Here is an 18,250-nt window from a genome sequence, read left to right on the forward strand (position 1 = left end):
CCAATCGGGCATTTACGGACAGTTTATCTCCCACCTGGCTTCTTTGCACCAGCTAAGTTTTGAGTTGGGAGTTTACTGTCCGTTAATGCGGGACAAATTATCCATACAAAAAAAGAACCCGCCTCAGCGAGTTCTTCTTTTGTTATTCTAATCAAACTTGTACAGGAGCTGGCTTTGCATAACGTAAAACTGGTTTACGTGCAGCCATCGTTTCGTCTAAACGTTTAATGACTGTCGTATGCGGTGCTTCTTGTACAACTTCTGGATTTTCTTCTACTTCTTTAGCGATTTGAATCATCTTATCAATGAAACCATCTAATGTTTCTTTTGATTCTGTTTCTGTCGGCTCAATCATAATACATTCTTCCACATTTAATGGGAAGTAAATTGTTGGTGGATGGTAACCGAAATCAAGCAGACGTTTTGCAATATCTAATGTACGTACACCAAGTTTCTTTTGACGACGACCTGATAATACAAATTCATGCTTACAATGTCTATCGAATGGAAGATCGTAGAATGGCGCTAATCTTCTCATCATATAGTTCGCATTTAATACAGCATACTCTGTTACTGCACGCAAGCCATCTGGACCCATAGAGCGAATATACGTGTATGCACGAACGTTAATTCCGAAGTTACCATAGAATGGTTTCACACGACCAATTGCTTCTGGACGGTCGTAGTTGAAGTGATAACCATTTTCCGTTTTTTCTAAAATTGGTTTTGGTAAGTACGGAATTAAATCAGCTTTCACACCTACTGGACCAGAACCTGGGCCACCACCGCCGTGAGGACCTGTAAATGTTTTATGAAGGTTTAAATGCACAACGTCAAATCCCATATCTCCTGGGCGCGCTTGGCTTAATACCGCATTTAAGTTTGCACCATCATAGTATAATTTACCGCCTGCATTATGGACGATTTCTGCCATTTCTAAAATATTTTCTTCAAATAGACCTAATGTATTAGGATTTGTTAACATAAGTGCTGCTGTTTCTTCGTTTACAACACGTTTTAAGTCTTCTAAGTCAACAAGGCCATTTTCATTTGATTTTACTGTAATTGTTTCAAAACCAGCTACAGTTGCAGATGCTGGATTCGTTCCGTGAGCAGAGTCAGGCACAATTACTTTCGTACGGTTAAAGTCACCATTCGCTTCATGGTATGCACGAATTAACATTAAACCTGTCCATTCTCCGTGTGCACCAGCTGCTGGTTGTAAAGTAACAGTATCCATACCTGTAATTTCAATTAAATGCTCTTGTAAGTCGTACATTAATTCCATTGCACCTTGTACTGTCTTTTCATCTTGCAGTGGATGAATATTTGCAAAGCCTGCGAAACGAGCCACGTTTTCATTAATTTTCGGATTATATTTCATCGTACAAGATCCAAGTGGGTAGAATCCAGAATCAACGCCGTGGTTACGGTTTGAAAGCGCTGTGTAATGACGCATAATATCAAGTTCAGATACTTCTGGAAGCTCTGCATCTTCAACGCGAATATAATCGCTCTCAAATACATCTTCTAATTTTACTTCTTCTACATCTAATTTGGGTAAGCTATATCCTACGCGGCCTTCTTTAGTCACTTCAAAAATAAGTGCTTGGTCTTGGTTCTTCATTGGATAGCCCCCATTTCATTTACAAGTGTGTCAATTTCCTCTTTTGTACGAAGCTCTGTTACTGCTACAAGCATATGGTTTTCATGCTCTTTATAATCACGGCCTAGATCGTAACCACCGATAATATTCTTTTGTAATAATGCATCGTTTACTTCTTTCACTGGACGTTTGCAATCTACAACAAACTCATTGAAGAATGGTCCAGCAAATGTTACTGTGAAGCCTTTCGCCTCAAATTGACGTTTTGCATACTGTGCTTTAGAAATGTTTTGACGTGCCATTTCTTTCACACCTTGTTTGCCAAGTGCCGTCATTGCAACAGAAGCTGCTAATGCATTTAACGCTTGGTTTGAACAAATGTTAGATGTCGCTTTATCACGGCGAATATGCTGTTCACGTGCTTGTAACGTTAATACAAATCCACGTTTACCATCTGAATCTACAGTTTGTCCAACAAGACGTCCTGGAATTTTACGCATAAATGCTTTCGTTGTTGCAAAGTAACCACAGTGCGGTCCACCAAACTGCGTTGGAATACCGAATGGTTGTGCATCACCGATTACAATATCAGCACCAAATTTCCCTGGTGGTGTTAATGCGCCTAATGATAATGGATTTGAAGAAACGATAAATAATGATTTTTGTTGATGAACGATTTTTTCAATATCAGCTAATTTTTCAACTTGTCCGAAGAAGTTTGGATATTGAACGATTACACAAGCAACTGTATCATCTACTTCACTTTGTAATACGTCTAAATCTGTTACACCATCTTTATGATTAATTTCAACAACTTCAAGATTTTGACCTTTTGCATACGTTTCAAGTACTGCTCTTGATTCTGGATGAACCGCGCTAGATACAAGAATTTTCTTTTTGCGAGTATGGCCAGCTGCTAACATTGCCGCTTCAGCTAAAGCTGTACCCCCGTCATACATAGAAGAGTTTGCTACATCCATTCCTGTTAATTCACAAATCATTGTTTGGAATTCAAAGATTGCTTGTAATTCCCCTTGTGAAATCTCTGGTTGGTATGGCGTGTAAGCTGTATAAAATTCTGAGCGAGAGATAACGTGATCTACAATTACTGGAGCGTAATGATCGTATACGCCTGCTCCTAAGAAAGAAGCGTACTCTTTTAAGTTAGCATTTTTACTAGCCATTTGAGATAACTCTTTTAAAAGCTCTGGCTCTGATTTTGCTTCTTTAATTTTTAAATCCCCTTTAAAACGAACACTCTCTGGAATATCAGAGAATAACTCATCGATCGTTTGAACGCCGATCGTTTGTAACATTTCTTTTTTGTCTTCTTCTGTCATTGGAAGATAACGATGCAACATGAAATCTACCCCTCTCCCCGTTACTTTGAACGTTTATAAAATGGTGTTGGAACAACTACTGCTTTGACGCGTTTATTACGAATTTCAATTTCTACTTCTGTATCAACTGCTGCGTATTTTACATCAATTAGTGCTAAACCAATGCTTTTCTTTAACGTTGGAGATTGTGTACCACTCGTTACTTCCCCGATTTTTTCTTCTCCAATAAATACAGGGTAATGCGTACGAGGAATTCCACGTTCGATTACTTCGATGCCGACTAACTTACGAGGCGCACCGTTTTCTTTTTGCTCTTTTAACGTTTCTTTTCCAAAGAAGTCTGCTTCTTTATTTGGTTTTACCGCAAAGCCAATTCCAGCTTCAATCGGTGTAATATCTTTTGATAATTCTTGTCCATAAAGTGGTAATGTTGCTTCGAATCGAAGTGTATCACGAGCACCTAAACCACATGCTTTTAAGCCTTCTTCTGCTCCAACTTCAAGAAGTTTCTCCCAAAGTTTTGCAGCATCTTCACTCTTACAGTAAATTTCGAATCCATCTTCACCTGTATAACCTGTACGAGATACAAGTGCTGGAATTCCATCTACAAGAATATCGTTTTTAAATTTAAAGAACTTAATTTCTTTCAAATCTTCTGACACAACTTTTTGTAAAATGCCTTCTGCTTTTGGTCCTTGAATTGCAAGCTGTGCAACTTCACTAGAAACATTGACTACTGTCGCATCGCCAATTACATGACTTGCTAACCATTCGTAATCTTTCTCGATATTTGATGCATTGATTACTAATAAATAGTCTTCTTCACCACGTTTGTAGATTAATAAATCATCTACTGTACCACCATTTTCGTAGCACATAGCTGTATATTGTGCGCCTCCTACCTTTAAGGTAGATACGTCATTTGTAACAACACGTTGTAAAAATGCTAAACTATCTACACCTTTTACTTCAACTTCTCCCATATGAGACACATCGAACAAACCTGCAGCTGTACGTACAGCTTCATGTTCTTCTTTAATGCTTGAAAATTGAACTGGTAATTCCCAACCACCGAAGTCGATTGTTTTCCCACCATACTTCGCGTATACATCAAATAACGGTGTACGTTGTAATGTAATCATGCTCTCTCCCCCTTATGCTTTGACAAATCAATAAAAGTTGCTTCCCTTTTCTAAACATTTTCATTCTGAAAAGATAGGATATACGGAATCTCATTATATTTTTTTATGAAAGCGTAAATAAAAAATCACTTTCTTGGATAAAATACGAAAGATTCCACACATTTCACACCATTATCCTAACATCATTCGCTATATTTCATCAATATTCTAGCATAAAAAATAATTTAGAATTTTTTATATTAAAACTCAATAAATACAGCTTTTAAGATTTAATACTTTATTATTGTCTATTGTATAGCCTTTAATAACGATAATCATGCCTTCTTTTAAGGCAAATCATCATACATTAAAAAATAATTACTTTAGTTTATAAAAGGTGGGAGAGTCGTAATGAATGTCGATATTTCCGTAGATCGGACGTGGCAAAACAATTTTTTAAATAGAATTGACGAAGATGGTCCTTGGACAAACTGGGATTTATATCACTTAGCTTATGAAACAGAAAAATCGTTACTTGTTCCTACTTTTGATGGACTACAAGCACCGAAACATTTATCACATTTCACACCGCTTCCTCATCAATTAGAAGTCGCTCAAAATGTGATTGAACAAATGAATGGTAAAGCGATTCTAGCAGATGAAGTAGGTCTTGGAAAAACAATCGAAGCTGGACTTATTTTGAAAGAATACATGGTCCGCGGGCTTGTGAAAAAGGTACTTATACTTGTCCCAGCTTCTCTCGTATCACAATGGGCATACGAGCTGAATACAAAGTTTTTCATTCCCGCTGTAGCACAAAAGAAAAGCTACTCGTGGGAACAAGCTGACGTAATCGTATCATCAATTGATACTGCGAAACGTTCACCACATCGCGATATCGTGTTGAACTTAGAATATGACCTTATTATTATCGATGAAGCACATAAACTAAAAAATAATAAAACAAAAAACTATGAATTTGCACAACGATTAAAAAAGAAGTTTTGTTTATTACTAACCGCTACTCCTGTTCAAAATAAGATTGATGAAATTTTTAACCTTGTTTCTTTATTAAAGCCAGGACATTTAGGCAATCAATCCAACTTTGAAGAATATTACGCTTCCAAAAATCGTTCAGCCGAATCAGATGAAGACTTAAAAGCTCTCATTAACAAAGTAATGGTGCGAAATAGACGACATAATACCGGTATCGATTGGCCGAAGAGACATGTACGTACAATTTTTGTTGAGTTTAATGAACAAGAACAAGCTCTATATAATGATATCGAAAATTGGCGAGGACAAGACGCCTTCACATCTGCTTTCTCATCATTAACTTTAAAACGGGAAGCGTGTAGTAGTCGTGAGGCTGTTTACTATTCATTGAAAAAGCATGTAGAAAAAAGACAGAAAGAAAATGAACATTATATAAAAGATCCACATATCGATGTGCTAATGGACAAAATTAATCATATTCCTTTTAACTCGAAAGCAACTAAAGCTCTAGAGCTTATAAAAGAAATTGACGATAAAGTCGTCATTTTCACGGAATACCGAGCATCACAGATGTACTTACAATGGTTTTTACAACAACACGGTATTTCTTCTGTCCCATTCCGCGGCGGATTTAAACGCGGGAAGAAAGATTGGATGAAGGAACTTTTCCAAAATCGTGCCCAGGTGTTAATTGCAACGGAAGCTGGCGGAGAAGGCATTAACTTACAGTTTTGTAGCCATATGATTAATTATGATTTGCCATGGAATCCAATGCGTCTTGAACAAAGAATTGGACGTATTCACCGTCTTGGACAAAAAAATGATGTTCATATTTATAATTTAGCGACAAAGCACACTGTTGAAGAACATATTTTGAAATTGTTATATGAAAAAATCAATTTATTTGAGCGTGTTATCGGTGAACTGGATGAAATTTTAACGAGAATTAATATGAAAAACATCGACGCGCACATTCAAGAAATATTTGCGCAATCAAAAAGCGAAGGAGAAATCCGAATTAAGATGGAAAACTTAACATCTATTATCGACTTTGCGAAACGAAATGAAGCTGAGGTGCAAGGCTATGCAGCAACATGAAATTCATAATTACTTATACAATTTCTTTGAGGCGAATAACTGTGAAATTTTGGAACGTTCTCCTCATTTATTAGATGTACAGTTAACAATTGAGATGGATAAATTATTAATGAATCGTCCTTTTTATTGGCACTATCTTGAGAAAACAGGAGGCGTACCGAATCCGATGCGCCTTACTCTTATTACAAATCCAGAAAATGAAGAAAACGATGGTGAGCTTATTCACTACGGTTCACCACGTCTACATCAAATTTTCCAAACGACAAAAGAATTAGGCTCATACATACGTTTATATGAGGATGTAAGACATAATGGGGCAACACATACACCGCTCCACCCTTGGCTCGGTATTAATATAAAAGTTTCCTATCAATGTGATCGAAAAAAAGACATCCTTCACTCAATTGGTATTCATCTCATTTCTGGAACAATGATGGCAAACTTTCATGAAACATTAACTAACATTAAACTTACACCAAAAATACCTGATTTTTGTTTTACGCTCTCGCCCATCATTAAACCTCAAAGTGGTTTACAACGCATAGAAGACGCTTTAAAAAATATAATTGCAGAAGATGACCATACGTGGGCGAAAGAAGCAAGAGTGCGTTGGAATCATGATCTAGACCTTTTAAACCGTTTTTATGAAGAAAGTGACGAACTTCCTGAGAGCTATGAAATTGAAAAACAAGCTCTGCAAGAACAGTATGAACCACGTATTACAGTGCAAATTATTAACGGTGGCCTTTTTTATGTTACCGCGAATCATTTTCTATCTTGAAGAAGCTCCTTCTGCTTTAGAAGGAGCCTCTTTTGAGCTATTTTCTACCCTACTCGCTATCGCCACTACGCTCTTGCTGTTTTTTCTGTGCCATACGTTTCTGCTGTGCACGATCCTTTGCGCTCACATGATTTGCATCAGTTGGAAGATTTTCTTTCGAACGTCCAATTCCATTGCTCATCTTTCCCACTCCTTTTTGCGTTTTTCAAAATACATGTTTATTTTCAGCTAGAGTTACAATCCTTATACAAAAAAATAAGAGCAGCCATTGGCTACTCTTACTCGCTCACATATTTTTGAAACATATCATGGATGCCTTTATTTACTAGGTTCGAGATCTGCTCGTCAGATTTATTCGGATAACGATCACGCAATCTGATAGATGCCTTCACCATTAAATTTTCTAATACAGAACGGCCACCTTCTCCATAAATAATTTCAGCATATTTAACAAGCCTTCCATCCTCTACTGTTGCTGGATTATGATTGAAGAAAAATTTACTCATTGTCTCCACCTCTCTCTTTTGATAACGTTTACATTTATATAGATTATTTATGTTATTTATTTCACAATATTGTATGCATGTATATTTAATTAGTTTCATTATAAAGCAACATATCGATAGTAAATATGTGATTTTCCGTCCATTTTGTGAACAAACTAAAAATGAAAGCGTTTCCTTTATTATATACTAAAAAAACTTACTACGCTAGGGGCAATTTTTTTCAATCTACTAATCCCTCAAAAATTGATATATTTTTTCTTTTCCCATTAAACCTTATACAATTTTCAGAAATTATATTATAAAATATATGTATGACTTAAGGAGGCTTTGTATGAATCAAAATAAAAAAGCTATATTAGATCTTGTCTTTTATCTCGTAATCCCATTCCTCATTTGGAAATTTGCAAAACCTTATATCGATCCTTATTACGCGATGTTACTTTCCTCTGTTCCGGGGATTATTTATACACTGTATACCTTTAAAAAAGAAAAACAGTTTAACGTGACAGGGTTCTTTATTTTAATTACACTCATTTCTAATACAACGGTAGATCTATTATCTGGGTCAGCTGAACGAATGTTATGGAACGATGCGTATTATCACATCGTACTCGGTATTATCGTCATATGTACAATTTTTATAAAAAAACCACTTATGTTATATTTCGCAGCAGATATTGCCGCACTTCAAGGTCATGACCGTGATAAAAGTCGTGAGCTTTATCGTGATAGTCGTATATATCCAGCACTGCAATATTTAACGTTATTTTTCGGGCTACAATTTATATTAAAAAGCTTTTTAAAAATTTATTTCATCTCTGTTTTTGGTGTAGATGGCTACGGTGAAATGAGAGCGATTATGACCGCTGTCGGCTGGGGTATTTCTATTTGTATCGGAATAGGGTTCGTATGGGTGAACAATAAAATACATGCCGTTACGGAAGAACAAGAATCCGTGCAGTAAACAAAGATGCCCTAGTGTATTACGACACTAGGGCATCTTTGTTTTGCTAGACATATGACTAAAATTTAACTTGATTTTTTTCTTTTACTTTTTACATTTCGATAAAACAAAGCAGCACTCAGCGGCATAACACCAAACCACTTATTCATAAATGGCTCTTTTTCAGCACGGCGTTGTTCTTTCTTTTGTTTTCGATCTTCTTTTGGAGCATCCATATACGACACAAACTGCTGCGTCACAAAGCGAACATAATCATTAGTAGACATATTATCATCACCTCTACTTGATTAGTATGTCCACTTTTTTATACATTAATCTTTTCCTTTAATTCATTCATAATTTGCTTTACAGACTTATTTGTCGTATCGATATGAATATGAGCCTCTTCATAATAAGCTCGGCGTGATTCAAATTTCGTTACAAATGCATCTATATCTTTCTTTTGAAATAGTGGACGTGTCGTATCTTCACGAAGCCTTTCTGCAATTACGTGCGGATCACAATATAAATACACGACAGTTCCGTTCTCTTTCATCCACTTGCGATTTTCCGCTCGTTCAATAATTCCCCCACCAGTTGTAATAATGACATTATGGACTGGTAGCGAACGTAACATTTCGCTTTCATATTCCCGAAAAGCCGTTTCGCCTTCTTCGGCAAAAATATTTCGAATTGCCTTCTCTTGCTTCTCTTCGATTTTTTGATCAGTATCTACAACATCCATTTGAAGTTCTTGACTTAATGCTTTTCCAATTGTTGTTTTCCCTGCTCCCATATAGCCGGTTATGTATATAGATTTCATTTTCTGTCCTCTCAATCGTCATTTATTAATTGTTATTATAACGAAAGATGCTACTTTGTTTAATAAAAAAACGTTTTGTTCTTATACTATGAAGAACAAAACGTAACACTCGCTTTTACTTATAAGTACCTCTTCTCACCCACTGCGTTGCAATCCATTTCTCGCCTTTCGTTACAGGTGCCCCTCCGTGTAACGTAAGCTCATTTAGTGATTGATCTTGATAAAAATACTCAAAGTATACTGCCATTCCCTTTCTAGGGTGTACAGAAAGATTTAATTTCGGGAAGTACGTTTCCCCGCCTTCTTCTACATCATTTAAGTACATTACAAGCGTACTAATACGATTGTTAGCAGCTGATCTACTATGTTCCGCAAAATAATCATAGTGTGCTTTATATTGTTGATCCACTTCATAATTTAAAATGTGCAATCCTTCACCATGCGACGCAGGAACATTCATGATAGATGAAATTCGTTTTTCAATCTTTGAAGTAAGTTCATTGTCTTCCAAAAATGCACCGCTACTTGTTCGAATATCATTTACATCACGTGATGAACCAACTTTAGAACGCTTCATTTTATTTTTAGACATTTCAATCAATTCATCACACTCTTCATCACTTAGTACATTTGCTAATACGACAATAAGAGGTTCTTCGAATTTTGAAATAATGTGTATTTCTCTATCTTCTGTCATAATCGTATTTCCTTTATGATCAAAAATAGTTTGTTCCTTATTTTCACCTATTTGATTGTTGTTTGTCATTTCCCTATTCTCCCTAAAAATAATGATTGGATAGCATGAATATATCACATTCTTTCTACCTTTCTCTTTTTTGAGAAAATTTAAACTTTTAATCATTATATTTATCCATTTCTTCTAAAAAATCAATTCAATTTACAATAGAAATCCCTGGTTTTTCTTCGTATTTTTTACATATTATCCTTCTATCCAATCGACTATTTTTCCATCCTTTTTTCTATACCGAAAGCTCACCGTATAGAAAACTTCCTGTTTGAGTGTACACTGCAATGCAACGAGAATTAAATCATTTTCAAAGATATAATTTCCACTCACTTCTCCCTTTTCATACTGAAAGAAAAATGCACCTTCTTTTTCTTTTTGCTGTAAGTCTTTTTTTATATCTGTAATAGATCGGTTAAGCAGTTCATCCAGTAAAAACTTTTGTTCTATTTCTATATAAAAATTTTTATCTGTAAACAACATATTTGTTTCGTATATAAAAAAAGAAGTTAATAAAATAAGAAAGATGAGCGTTCCAGGCATTGTAAACCCATTTTGCCCTCTCATACATTCATTTCCATTTCACTATATCGCATAACTACACCTTCATATATTTTTCCGCTAGTATCTTTCACATTTATAATGAGTACATGAGGTGTTAGTTTGTAAGAAACCGTTCCAATATTTTGTAAAACAACTTCCCTCCCGCGCCTATTTACCTTTCTTATAAGACGACTATTCTCTTTTTCATACGATACTTCACTCCCATTACGCGATCGGAATCGTAAAATACTATCTCCATTTTCAAATGCTAGCTGTTCTCCAGATGATACTTCTCGAAACTCCAATTGCATTTGACCTAAAAATACATCCCACTCCCAATCATTTAATCCTTTTGACTGTTTATTTTCCATTCCAATGAAATGTAGGCGGGGAAAGAGCAAAAAAAATATTGATAATAGAAACAGACATACAATCATTTCTATTAATGAAAAACCAAATTCTAATTTATTTTTTCTCCTACATAAAAGCATTGTTCCATCATTCTGTCTTTCACATCTCTCCACATGGTACAAACTTCATTGCCTCCCCAATATGTGTAATACACAATTCCATTTATATTCTTTTCTATTATTCGCTTTTCTTCATTTCCATACATATATATAATTGCTTCCTTTTTTAATAATCCAGATGCCTTATAACGAATTTGTATATTTTTTCTTTCTTGCATAACTAATACTGTTTGCGGTAGTAGTAACGATACAGCCATCATTAAAACACTTAACGATACAATCATTTCAGCCATTATGGATCCTTTTTGACATTTCACGATACGTAAATCTCCCTCTTCCAAGCTGAAATACAATTTCATATTTATAATTTCTATACGAAATTATAATCGTACCACCTCTATTAATATTTCCACTTGGATTATATGTCATCGGATTTGGAAACGTATGCAAATCAATTTGTATATCTTCTTCATACTCTCGCTTGACGATATAATACTTTGTACCTGACTCTTTTATAGCATACATATTTCTATCTTTATGCCAACGTAATGTATAGTGCTTTTGACGATTTATCGCTAATTGCTGCATATACAAAATATCATTTGAAAACTGTCTCAAAAATTGTTCAACTTTTTGTCGCTCGTATAAAGAATGAACACTAAAATACGTAACTATACTTAATACAGAAATAGCAAATAAAACGAGTAACATTTCTAAAAAAGTAAACCCCTGTTGTTTCACAATGCCCTAATTGATACTGCGCCATCATCTGAAATATGAATAGATTCGCCATTCGGACACTTATCAGTTGTAATATACTTTTCATCCGTCAGTTCTTTTAACGATGGAATTTTATTATGTTGTAATTGATATACTTGTATTTGCGCTTCTATAGATTTCACGTAAGCTGCACACCCTTTTCCTTGGACCGATGAGCGCTGTGTAACTACATTCGGAATAATTAATAGTAATAATATAGTTATGACAACCATTACTAATAGCATCTCTAACAGAGTAAATCCTTCCTCATTCTGCATACAAATGCCCCCTAAATAGAATTCATCATTTGAAACATCGGCATAATCATCGCTAAATACATAAGGACAACGATTCCTCCAATACATGTAAATAAAATAGGCTGAATGATAACTAACATATGTTTAATTTTCCGTTCCATCCTTTCCATAATAAGATCGCTATAGTCACCTAATTCAATCGCTAAATTGCCGTTTGCTTGTCCATGCGTAATAACACAAGAAAGTTCTTTCTCGTAATACCCACTTTTAGCAATGATAGATTGTAACTGTTCTCCTCCAATTAATTGTCTTTCAATCCGGCTCGCTTCATATTGAAAGAACGGATGATATCTTTGCTCCATCATTATTGTTAAAGCTTCACATACTGATAGTCCACCATTTAATAAACCACTCAACTGAGTAGCAAAATAATGCGAATGCTTTAAAATAAGAAATGTTTTGATCAGGGGAATACGAAGCATGATTTTTACCTGTCTAATATGTGGAAGTTTCCTAAAATACAACATATATAAACTACATCCAATAATAACAGTTAAAATAGCAGTTAAAATAATGTAAGGTAGCAGTTTTATTGCACTTAAAATTCTTTCTGTAAGTAGTGGTGTATTAGAACCGAACGAACTATAAACCATTTCAACCTGAGGTAATAAGATGAGGTTAAAAATAAAAAGCATGATTAGTAGAAAAAACATCAAAAACATAGGATACTGCATGATTTTCATCATGTCTCTCCTATACTTATCTTTCTTATAAAGAAGTGCACTTCCTTGTTGCAAAGCAAAAGAAATATCACCATGTTGCTCAGCATAAAATAAATAACTTAACATGTCCTGATGAAACTTTAACTGATGAAAAGAATCGTGTAGACTTTTCCCATCTTTTAACCCCTCAATCATGTTCTGCAATTGTACTTTCTTTTCTACAGGTAATTGAAACTGTAAAAATTCTAATGCTTGTAAAAGAGAGTAGCCTTTTTCTAATAATTCTCCTAAACGTTTCAACAATACTACTTGATCACTTAAACTCCAAGTTTTCTTAAACATAAACATCATCTTCTAAAAACCCTAAAGCATATCCTTTTCGTATTGACGATTCTAAAGTCTCATGTTTGTAAGTAACACATTCTCCATTTGCTTCTTTAAGTGCTTGTTTTAACTCATATCCATATAGCAGCTCATAGATGCTTGCTTGCCTTACTTGCCTCATTGATTTACATAAAGTTGAGCACTTTCCTCTGCAAAACGGACACTTCAATTCGACAAGTTGCTGTGCAGCTACAGCCAATAAAGACTGTTCAATCTCTTGCCTCGTTATACCATAATCCATGAAACGAATGATTGCTCCTTTCGCATCATTCGTATGCAGCGTTGTCATGACTAAATGTCCTGTCAAACTTGCTCTTATAGCTATTTTTGCTGTTTCTGCATCACGGATTTCACCGACTAAAATAATGTCTGGATCATGACGTAAAATAGCCTTTAATCCTGTTTCATATGTGAGACCCGCTTTTTCATTTATTTGAATTTGTAATACATCGTCACTTCTTTTTTCAACCGGATCTTCAAGTGTAATGATACGACGTGTTTTCTTTTTTCTAATTACCTCTAATAATGCATACATTGTCGTTGTCTTCCCAGATCCAGTCGGTCCAGTAAACACGAGTAGCCCCTGTGAATAGCGTAAAAACGAGAGTAGTTTTGCTGCCGTACTTGGAAATAACGAAAGATGTGATAAGGGCTGAACAGATGCTTGTAAATGAAGGCGAATAACGAGACTTTCTTGATATACTGTTGGAAGTGTTGAAAGGCGTAAATACACTTCTTGTCCATCAATTTGCAAATACAACGAACCATTCTGTGGCTTCCGTTTCTCTCCTATGTCCATAGATGCTAAAAATTTAAAATGTGAGACAAGTTTTTCTCCAAACTCCTTTTCAATACAATGTCTCGTCATTAAATCTTTTCCTATACGTAGTTGCACCGCTACATCCTTCTGCCGGGGCACAATATGTAAATCTGACGCTTGTACCCTACACGCCTCTTTTAAAATTGTATTCGCAAAAATTTCAATCCCATTCATCACTTTTCCCTCCTTACTATGTATATAGCATGAAAACATGCACAATAAAAATTTGGAATTTTGTATTTTCACTAGAATAAAAAGGAAAAATATGTTTGTGAAATTATGAACAATTTCTGAATTATTGTCTGAAATTACCTATACTCATGTTTATCTGTATTATAATGTTATTATCTTGGATAAAGTGATAAAGGTGGAGATCCTCATGGAACAAGCTTTAAAAATTACAGGTGTTTTAGCTGACCCAACTCGTTATTACATTTATAAATATATTTCGCAAAAACATAGTTACGTAACTGTACAAGAAATTGCAGATGAATTCGATATTCATCCAAACGTAGCACGTTTACATTTATCTAAATTAGAAGATGTTCATATGCTTAAATCGGAAACAAAGAAAACTGGAAAAGGCGGAAGACCAAGCAGATTATATGTCTTATCTGAAGATGTTATTCAATTGCAATTTCCATTCCGTGATTATCAATTGTTAGCAAGAATAGCATTTAATTCTTTACTTAGCCTTGGCGCTGCTGGTGAAAAAGCGCTATACGAAACAGGAAAACAATTCGGGGCCGAATTAATGCAACAACATATGCAACGTTTAAATGTGAGTGAAGATGCTTTAACAGTAGAGCAAAAAGTTCAAATTGCAAAAGAAGCTTTCTCAACAGCCGGCTTATCACCTGCATTTGAATTAAGTGCAGATGGAACAAAAATTTTCTATGATGTACACAATTGTCCATTTAAAGAAGTTGCTGTTCATCATCCAACTGAAATTTGTAACATGCACGGAGATATGATGAAAGGAATTTTTGAAATCCTATTCCCTAACATGGAATTAACTCGACATGATAGTCTATTAGATGGATGTAAATCTTGTAATTATAAACTAACAATTTAATTTCTCATATAAAAAGAAGCCAATAATAATTGGCTTCTTTTTATATGAACGAATATTTACAATAGTAAGAAAAATAAACTATAATAAAAAGAGGTTTTACTTTTTCTAGAAAAGGAGGGAAATGGCATGGATCGCATGTTTCGCGTTCTCGGCTTTTGGACTGGAATTTTCTCGGTTATGTTTTACGTAGGAGATATGCAACAGGCTGCACTACTATTTTTAGGACAAACAGGTTTCTTCGTACTTTTAAGCTATTTAAAATTAACAGAGCGTATGTATATATACGTATTCGGGGCATATTTAACTGTTTTCTTCATAGGATTTACATACTACACGACATTTTTACTTGTCCCTGGGGCTGGACATTAAAAGATGGCATTTTGCCATCTTTTTTTTAATCCCGGAATTTCCTAGTTGACTTATAGGTTTTATTACCTTATATTCTATATAACAGATTGGAATTAGGGGGAATCAACATGAATACACTGCTTGTCGGAATTAACGTTGCAGTCATGCTCATCTTAGTTGGCGTATTATATTATATGCAACGTAAGCATGTATCTTTTAATAAACGTGTATTTACCGCTTTAGGAGTCGGAATTTTATTCGGTCTTATATTACAATTCATTTATGAGCCAACTTCTAAAGTAATTATTGAATCAAATACTTGGTTTGGCTTAATTGGTAACGGTTATGTGAAATTACTTCAAATGATCGTTATGCCACTTATTTTAGTATCTATTATTTCAGCATTTACAAAATTACAGTTAACGAAAAACCTTGGTAAAATTAGTGGTCTTATTATCGGAATTTTAATTCTTACTACAGGAATCGCTGCAGCTGTCGGTATCGCTGCAAGTGCAGGATTTGATGTATCTGCAACAGGCTTGCAACAAGGTGATGCAGAATCTGCTCGTCTGAAACTAGTTGAAGAAAGATTTACTTCTATTGAAAAGACAACAATTCCAGATAAATTATTAGAGCTATTGCCTACAAATCCGTTTCTTGATTTAACAGGCGCTCGTCCAACATCAACAATTTCTGTCGTAATATTTGCAGCCTTTATCGGCATTGCCTTTATAGGTGTAAAACGAAAATATCCAGAACAAGCAGAGCTATTTAAGAAAATGCTTGATGCTGGATATGCAATCGTAATGCGTATGGTAACATTAATTTTACGCCTTACACCATACGGCGTATTAGCTCTTATGGCAAAAACAGTTGCTGGTAGCGATATAAATGCTATTTTAAAGCTTGGCAACTTCGTGTTAGCCTCTTATGTAGCACTTATCGTAATGTTTATCATTCACTTATTATTAATTGCATTGTCTGGTTTAAATCCAATTCAATATTTGAAAAAAGTGTTCCCTGTACTAACATTTGCATTCACATCTCGCTCTAGTGCTGGTGCGATGCCATTAAATATTGAAGCTCAAAAAGAAAAGCTTGGTATCTCCGAAGGAATTGCAAACTTCGCAGCTTCATTTGGAGTATCTATCGGACAAAACGGTTGCGCAGGTATTTATCCAGCAATGCTTGCAATGATGGTCGCTCCAACTGTAGGAATTGATCCATTACAACCACAATTTATTTTAACTTTAATCGCTGTTGTTGCTATTAGCTCATTCGGTGTTGCCGGCGTTGGTGGCGGTGCAACATTCGCAGCTTTAATCGTACTATCTACAATGAACTTACCAATCGGTATTGTTGCTCTAGTTATCTCGGTTGAGCCATTAATCGATATGGGTCGTACAGCTCTTAACGTAAGTGGTTCTATGACAGCAGGTCTTATTTCAAGTAAATGGCTTGGTGAATTAGATCAAGATACGTACAATCAAGATGATACAAAAACTGGTGAAATTGCTTCATAATGAAAAAAAGACGCTAACATACAATTGTTAGCGTCTTTTTTATTCCGTTCCCTCTTTATAGATTTTATCTTGAGAATTATCACTCCAAGTATTCTTCTAGTTGCTCTTTTAACTCTTCCTCAATCTCATAACAAGATTCATCAACAAGTTCTCCTACTTTCTTACTCCCCAAAATGTTTGATTGAATTGACATTCCTAAAAAGATTCTTTCGCATTTCTAAATTGTAATATAGTGAAATTCAATCATCTCTTTTTCTTCATCTAATATAGCTATAGCAACTGTTGAATAATAACCCACCTCAAAGGGAGTCTCTTTTTCTCTTGCAAATCCCATATCTAATTCCATGTTTTTTTCTATGTATAAATGCGAATACTCTTTATACAATTTAAGTGACATTCGCTCTATTTCCTTCTCCATACATTGAATGTTCTCTTTTAACTCCAACGTAAACTCCTGTTCTTTATATTTCATTTTCGCCTCCTTAAACATAGAAAAAGAGAATACAATAATATATTCTCTTTCCTCAAATATATTTCATTATCTCACAGCCCGTCCTTTTCACAAATAACCATTTTGTTCGCACCATTTATGAAATTGTCCTACGTCTACTCCAACTAACACGATATCCTTTAGCTCTACATCAATGATTTGTTCTCCAATTACAATAGCAAACTGCGATGCTAATTTTGTCTCGTTTTTCTTTACAATTCCAATTCGGTTCCGATGCGGTCCATCTTTTATATATGCTTTTTGTCCTACAATATCAAAGTTCAAGATTCTCACCTCTTTTACTGCGCTCAAATTGGAAATACGATCTCCACCTCGGAAAATTTCCTTTCATTGCACTATTTCTCTATATATATGACGAAACAATAAAAGAGTCCTTCCTTCTTTACAATTATTTTTTCTTTGTTTCATTTTTGTGATCGAAACGTAAAGTTTATAATAAAATACACTTGGAAGCGCTTTCTACGTAATTTTTTATGTTATAATATATAAGTAGAACTTCGTAAAGAGGGTTAAAAAATGAATACAAAGATGATTAAAAAAGTAATTGAAGCATTAAAAGTATATGGCTTTCAGGATGTATCATTCTGTGACAAAACGAAGCAATTTTTATTTCATAACGAAACCGATATTATGAGCGGCTATGCAGAAATAACATATAGTAGTCAATTTGAAAAATTCAACGTACAAATTCATCCAATTGAAACACATCACCAAGCAGAGTTACAAGAGGTTGAAAGACATATACAAGCTTGTATAAGAAAAGTGGAATATTTAAACGCACTTCTTACCGGGCAGACAAAACTAGATGATAAAATTATTATTATGTAAAAAAAGAACGTGATCCAATCACGTTCTTTTTTCCAGGCTGTGGAGAAAGTC

The 18,250-nt window shown here is 34.8% G+C and carries 24 protein-coding genes and 1 pseudogene; 8 read left to right on the forward strand and 17 right to left on the reverse strand.

The features are described 5' to 3' along the window. Positions 1-151: 151 nt before the first annotated feature. From gcvPB to gcvT, 3 genes are read right to left on the reverse strand one after another with little or no spacing between them, the layout of a single operon-like run. On the reverse strand, positions 152-1,627 hold the full coding sequence (gene gcvPB / locus RT27_RS09795) for an aminomethyl-transferring glycine dehydrogenase subunit 2 (RefSeq protein WP_016080297.1): 1,476 nt from the start codon (positions 1,625-1,627) through the stop codon (positions 152-154). Beyond that, complete coding sequence (gene gcvPA, locus RT27_RS09800) at positions 1,624-2,967, reverse strand: aminomethyl-transferring glycine dehydrogenase subunit 1 (RefSeq protein ID WP_000903240.1); 1,344 nt, start codon at positions 2,965-2,967, stop codon at positions 1,624-1,626. Before gcvPA ends, gcvPB begins: the two co-directional genes overlap by 4 nt. 20 nt (positions 2,968-2,987) lie before the next feature. Then, a complete protein-coding gene (gene gcvT, locus RT27_RS09805) occupies positions 2,988-4,088 on the reverse strand; it encodes a glycine cleavage system aminomethyltransferase GcvT (RefSeq protein WP_000631766.1) in 1,101 nt (366 codons plus the stop codon). 390 nt (positions 4,089-4,478) lie between these two features. Between gcvT and RT27_RS09810 the strand changes: the two genes are divergently transcribed. Both RT27_RS09810 and RT27_RS09815 read left to right on the forward strand, forming a co-directional pair. After that, positions 4,479-6,161, forward strand: a complete 1,683-nt coding sequence (locus tag RT27_RS09810) for an SNF2-related protein (RefSeq protein WP_001100040.1) — start codon at positions 4,479-4,481, stop codon at positions 6,159-6,161. Beyond that, a complete protein-coding gene (locus RT27_RS09815; RefSeq protein WP_001183963.1) occupies positions 6,148-6,942 on the forward strand; it encodes a YqhG family protein in 795 nt (264 codons plus the stop codon). The genes RT27_RS09810 and RT27_RS09815 overlap by 14 nt, the downstream gene beginning before the upstream one ends. A gap of 49 nt (positions 6,943-6,991) precedes the next feature. Here the strand turns inward: RT27_RS09815 and RT27_RS36090 are convergent, their stop codons facing one another. Both RT27_RS36090 and RT27_RS09820 read right to left on the reverse strand, forming a co-directional pair. Next, on the reverse strand, positions 6,992-7,123 hold the full coding sequence (locus RT27_RS36090) for a hypothetical protein (RefSeq protein ID WP_000064665.1): 132 nt from the start codon (positions 7,121-7,123) through the stop codon (positions 6,992-6,994). Between the two features lie 97 nt (positions 7,124-7,220). After that, entirely contained in the window at positions 7,221-7,448 is a 228-nt protein-coding gene (locus tag RT27_RS09820; protein WP_000032702.1) for a hypothetical protein, read from the reverse strand. Between the two features lie 73 nt (positions 7,449-7,521). Between RT27_RS09820 and RT27_RS33140 the strand changes: the two genes are divergently transcribed. Both RT27_RS33140 and RT27_RS09825 read left to right on the forward strand, forming a co-directional pair. Next, positions 7,522-7,638, forward strand: coding sequence for a hypothetical protein (locus tag RT27_RS33140; RefSeq protein WP_003279814.1), 117 nt, complete (start codon positions 7,522-7,524; stop codon positions 7,636-7,638). Positions 7,639-7,779: 141 nt separating this feature from the next. Then, positions 7,780-8,412, forward strand: a complete 633-nt coding sequence (locus RT27_RS09825; protein WP_001073111.1) for a VC0807 family protein — start codon at positions 7,780-7,782, stop codon at positions 8,410-8,412. 65 nt (positions 8,413-8,477) lie between these two features. Here the strand turns inward: RT27_RS09825 and RT27_RS09830 are convergent, their stop codons facing one another. The 10 genes from RT27_RS09830 to comGA form a co-directional block, all read right to left on the reverse strand. After that, a complete protein-coding gene (locus RT27_RS09830) occupies positions 8,478-8,678 on the reverse strand; it encodes a YqzE family protein (RefSeq protein ID WP_000106083.1) in 201 nt (66 codons plus the stop codon). Between the two features lie 38 nt (positions 8,679-8,716). Continuing rightward, positions 8,717-9,214 (reverse strand): shikimate kinase, encoded by a 498-nt coding sequence (locus RT27_RS09835; protein ID WP_016080294.1) that lies wholly within the window; start codon positions 9,212-9,214, stop codon positions 8,717-8,719. 115 nt (positions 9,215-9,329) lie between these two features. Beyond that, complete coding sequence (locus RT27_RS09840) at positions 9,330-9,980, reverse strand: 2OG-Fe(II) oxygenase (protein WP_000183863.1); 651 nt, start codon at positions 9,978-9,980, stop codon at positions 9,330-9,332. Positions 9,981-10,154: 174 nt separating this feature from the next. Continuing rightward, complete coding sequence (gene comGG / locus RT27_RS09845) at positions 10,155-10,526, reverse strand: competence type IV pilus minor pilin ComGG (protein WP_016080292.1); 372 nt, start codon at positions 10,524-10,526, stop codon at positions 10,155-10,157. Next, positions 10,523-10,993, reverse strand: a complete 471-nt coding sequence (gene comGF / locus RT27_RS09850; protein ID WP_029443294.1) for a competence type IV pilus minor pilin ComGF — start codon at positions 10,991-10,993, stop codon at positions 10,523-10,525. The genes comGG and comGF overlap by 4 nt, the downstream gene beginning before the upstream one ends. After that, the gene (locus RT27_RS09855; protein ID WP_016080290.1) at positions 10,963-11,265 is read right to left on the reverse strand and encodes a hypothetical protein; all 303 of its coding nucleotides are present in this window, start codon (positions 11,263-11,265) and stop codon (positions 10,963-10,965) included. Before RT27_RS09855 ends, comGF begins: the two co-directional genes overlap by 31 nt. Further along, positions 11,258-11,713, reverse strand: coding sequence for a competence type IV pilus minor pilin ComGD (gene comGD / locus RT27_RS09860; RefSeq protein ID WP_000813141.1), 456 nt, complete (start codon positions 11,711-11,713; stop codon positions 11,258-11,260). The genes RT27_RS09855 and comGD overlap by 8 nt, the downstream gene beginning before the upstream one ends. Next, positions 11,710-12,009 carry a competence type IV pilus major pilin ComGC gene (gene comGC, locus RT27_RS09865; RefSeq protein WP_001178687.1) on the reverse strand — a complete coding sequence of 100 codons (300 nt, stop codon included), beginning with the start codon at positions 12,007-12,009 and terminating at the stop codon, positions 11,710-11,712. The genes comGD and comGC overlap by 4 nt, the downstream gene beginning before the upstream one ends. Positions 12,010-12,020: 11 nt before the next feature. Then, entirely contained in the window at positions 12,021-13,058 is a 1,038-nt protein-coding gene (comGB, locus tag RT27_RS09870) for a competence type IV pilus assembly protein ComGB (RefSeq protein ID WP_052497709.1), read from the reverse strand. After that, positions 13,045-14,088, reverse strand: coding sequence for a competence type IV pilus ATPase ComGA (comGA, locus tag RT27_RS09875; RefSeq protein WP_043935941.1), 1,044 nt, complete (start codon positions 14,086-14,088; stop codon positions 13,045-13,047). Before comGA ends, comGB begins: the two co-directional genes overlap by 14 nt. 205 nt (positions 14,089-14,293) lie before the next feature. On the opposite strand from comGA, the gene RT27_RS09880 reads away from it, so the two are divergent. The 3 genes from RT27_RS09880 to RT27_RS09890 all read left to right on the forward strand — a co-directional run bounded on the left by RT27_RS09880 (position 14,294) and on the right by RT27_RS09890 (position 16,860). Further along, positions 14,294-14,989, forward strand: coding sequence for a helix-turn-helix domain-containing protein (locus RT27_RS09880; protein WP_000434107.1), 696 nt, complete (start codon positions 14,294-14,296; stop codon positions 14,987-14,989). A gap of 126 nt (positions 14,990-15,115) precedes the next feature. After that, entirely contained in the window at positions 15,116-15,358 is a 243-nt protein-coding gene (locus tag RT27_RS09885) for a DUF2626 domain-containing protein (RefSeq protein WP_000375619.1), read from the forward strand. Positions 15,359-15,465: 107 nt separating this feature from the next. Further along, positions 15,466-16,860, forward strand: a complete 1,395-nt coding sequence (locus RT27_RS09890; RefSeq protein ID WP_016080287.1) for an L-cystine transporter — start codon at positions 15,466-15,468, stop codon at positions 16,858-16,860. Positions 16,861-16,939: 79 nt separating this feature from the next. On the opposite strand, the pseudogene RT27_RS35725 reads toward RT27_RS09890, so the two are convergent. Beyond that, positions 16,940-17,332: pseudogene (locus RT27_RS35725) on the reverse strand (hypothetical protein). 87 nt (positions 17,333-17,419) lie between these two features. Further along, complete coding sequence (locus RT27_RS09900; protein ID WP_001008326.1) at positions 17,420-17,635, reverse strand: DUF3912 family protein; 216 nt, start codon at positions 17,633-17,635, stop codon at positions 17,420-17,422. Positions 17,636-17,887: 252 nt separating this feature from the next. On the opposite strand from RT27_RS09900, the gene RT27_RS09905 reads away from it, so the two are divergent. After that, positions 17,888-18,199, forward strand: a complete 312-nt coding sequence (locus RT27_RS09905; protein ID WP_016080285.1) for a hypothetical protein — start codon at positions 17,888-17,890, stop codon at positions 18,197-18,199. Positions 18,200-18,250 lie beyond the last annotated feature (51 nt).

The organism is Bacillus sp. L_1B0_5 (assembly GCF_000836715.1).
Taxonomy (GTDB): Bacteria; Bacillota; Bacilli; order Bacillales; family Bacillaceae_G; genus Bacillus_A; species Bacillus_A thuringiensis_S.

Coding starts and splice junctions, on each gene's coding strand:
- gcvPB (WP_016080297.1), bottom strand. CDS start 1,627: ATGAAGAACCAAGACCAAGCACTTATTTTTGAAGTGACTAAAGAAGGC.
- gcvPA (WP_000903240.1), bottom strand. CDS start 2,967: ATGTTGCATCGTTATCTTCCAATGACAGAAGAAGACAAAAAAGAAATG.
- gcvT (WP_000631766.1), bottom strand. CDS start 4,088: ATGATTACATTACAACGTACACCGTTATTTGATGTATACGCGAAGTAT.
- RT27_RS09810 (WP_001100040.1), top strand. CDS start 4,479: ATGAATGTCGATATTTCCGTAGATCGGACGTGGCAAAACAATTTTTTA.
- RT27_RS09815 (WP_001183963.1), top strand. CDS start 6,148: ATGCAGCAACATGAAATTCATAATTACTTATACAATTTCTTTGAGGCG.
- RT27_RS36090 (WP_000064665.1), bottom strand. CDS start 7,123: ATGAGCAATGGAATTGGACGTTCGAAAGAAAATCTTCCAACTGATGCA.
- RT27_RS09820 (WP_000032702.1), bottom strand. CDS start 7,448: ATGAGTAAATTTTTCTTCAATCATAATCCAGCAACAGTAGAGGATGGA.
- RT27_RS33140 (WP_003279814.1), top strand. CDS start 7,522: ATGCATGTATATTTAATTAGTTTCATTATAAAGCAACATATCGATAGT.
- RT27_RS09825 (WP_001073111.1), top strand. CDS start 7,780: ATGAATCAAAATAAAAAAGCTATATTAGATCTTGTCTTTTATCTCGTA.
- RT27_RS09830 (WP_000106083.1), bottom strand. CDS start 8,678: ATGTCTACTAATGATTATGTTCGCTTTGTGACGCAGCAGTTTGTGTCG.
- RT27_RS09835 (WP_016080294.1), bottom strand. CDS start 9,214: ATGAAATCTATATACATAACCGGCTATATGGGAGCAGGGAAAACAACA.
- RT27_RS09840 (WP_000183863.1), bottom strand. CDS start 9,980: ATGACAAACAACAATCAAATAGGTGAAAATAAGGAACAAACTATTTTT.
- comGG (WP_016080292.1), bottom strand. CDS start 10,526: ATGAGAGGGCAAAATGGGTTTACAATGCCTGGAACGCTCATCTTTCTT.
- comGF (WP_029443294.1), bottom strand. CDS start 10,993: ATGCTTTTATGTAGGAGAAAAAATAAATTAGAATTTGGTTTTTCATTA.
- RT27_RS09855 (WP_016080290.1), bottom strand. CDS start 11,265: ATGGCTGAAATGATTGTATCGTTAAGTGTTTTAATGATGGCTGTATCG.
- comGC (WP_001178687.1), bottom strand. CDS start 12,009: ATGCAGAATGAGGAAGGATTTACTCTGTTAGAGATGCTATTAGTAATG.
- comGB (WP_052497709.1), bottom strand. CDS start 13,058: ATGTTTATGTTTAAGAAAACTTGGAGTTTAAGTGATCAAGTAGTATTG.
- comGA (WP_043935941.1), bottom strand. CDS start 14,088: ATGAATGGGATTGAAATTTTTGCGAATACAATTTTAAAAGAGGCGTGT.
- RT27_RS09880 (WP_000434107.1), top strand. CDS start 14,294: ATGGAACAAGCTTTAAAAATTACAGGTGTTTTAGCTGACCCAACTCGT.
- RT27_RS09885 (WP_000375619.1), top strand. CDS start 15,116: ATGGATCGCATGTTTCGCGTTCTCGGCTTTTGGACTGGAATTTTCTCG.
- RT27_RS09890 (WP_016080287.1), top strand. CDS start 15,466: ATGAATACACTGCTTGTCGGAATTAACGTTGCAGTCATGCTCATCTTA.
- RT27_RS09905 (WP_016080285.1), top strand. CDS start 17,888: ATGAATACAAAGATGATTAAAAAAGTAATTGAAGCATTAAAAGTATAT.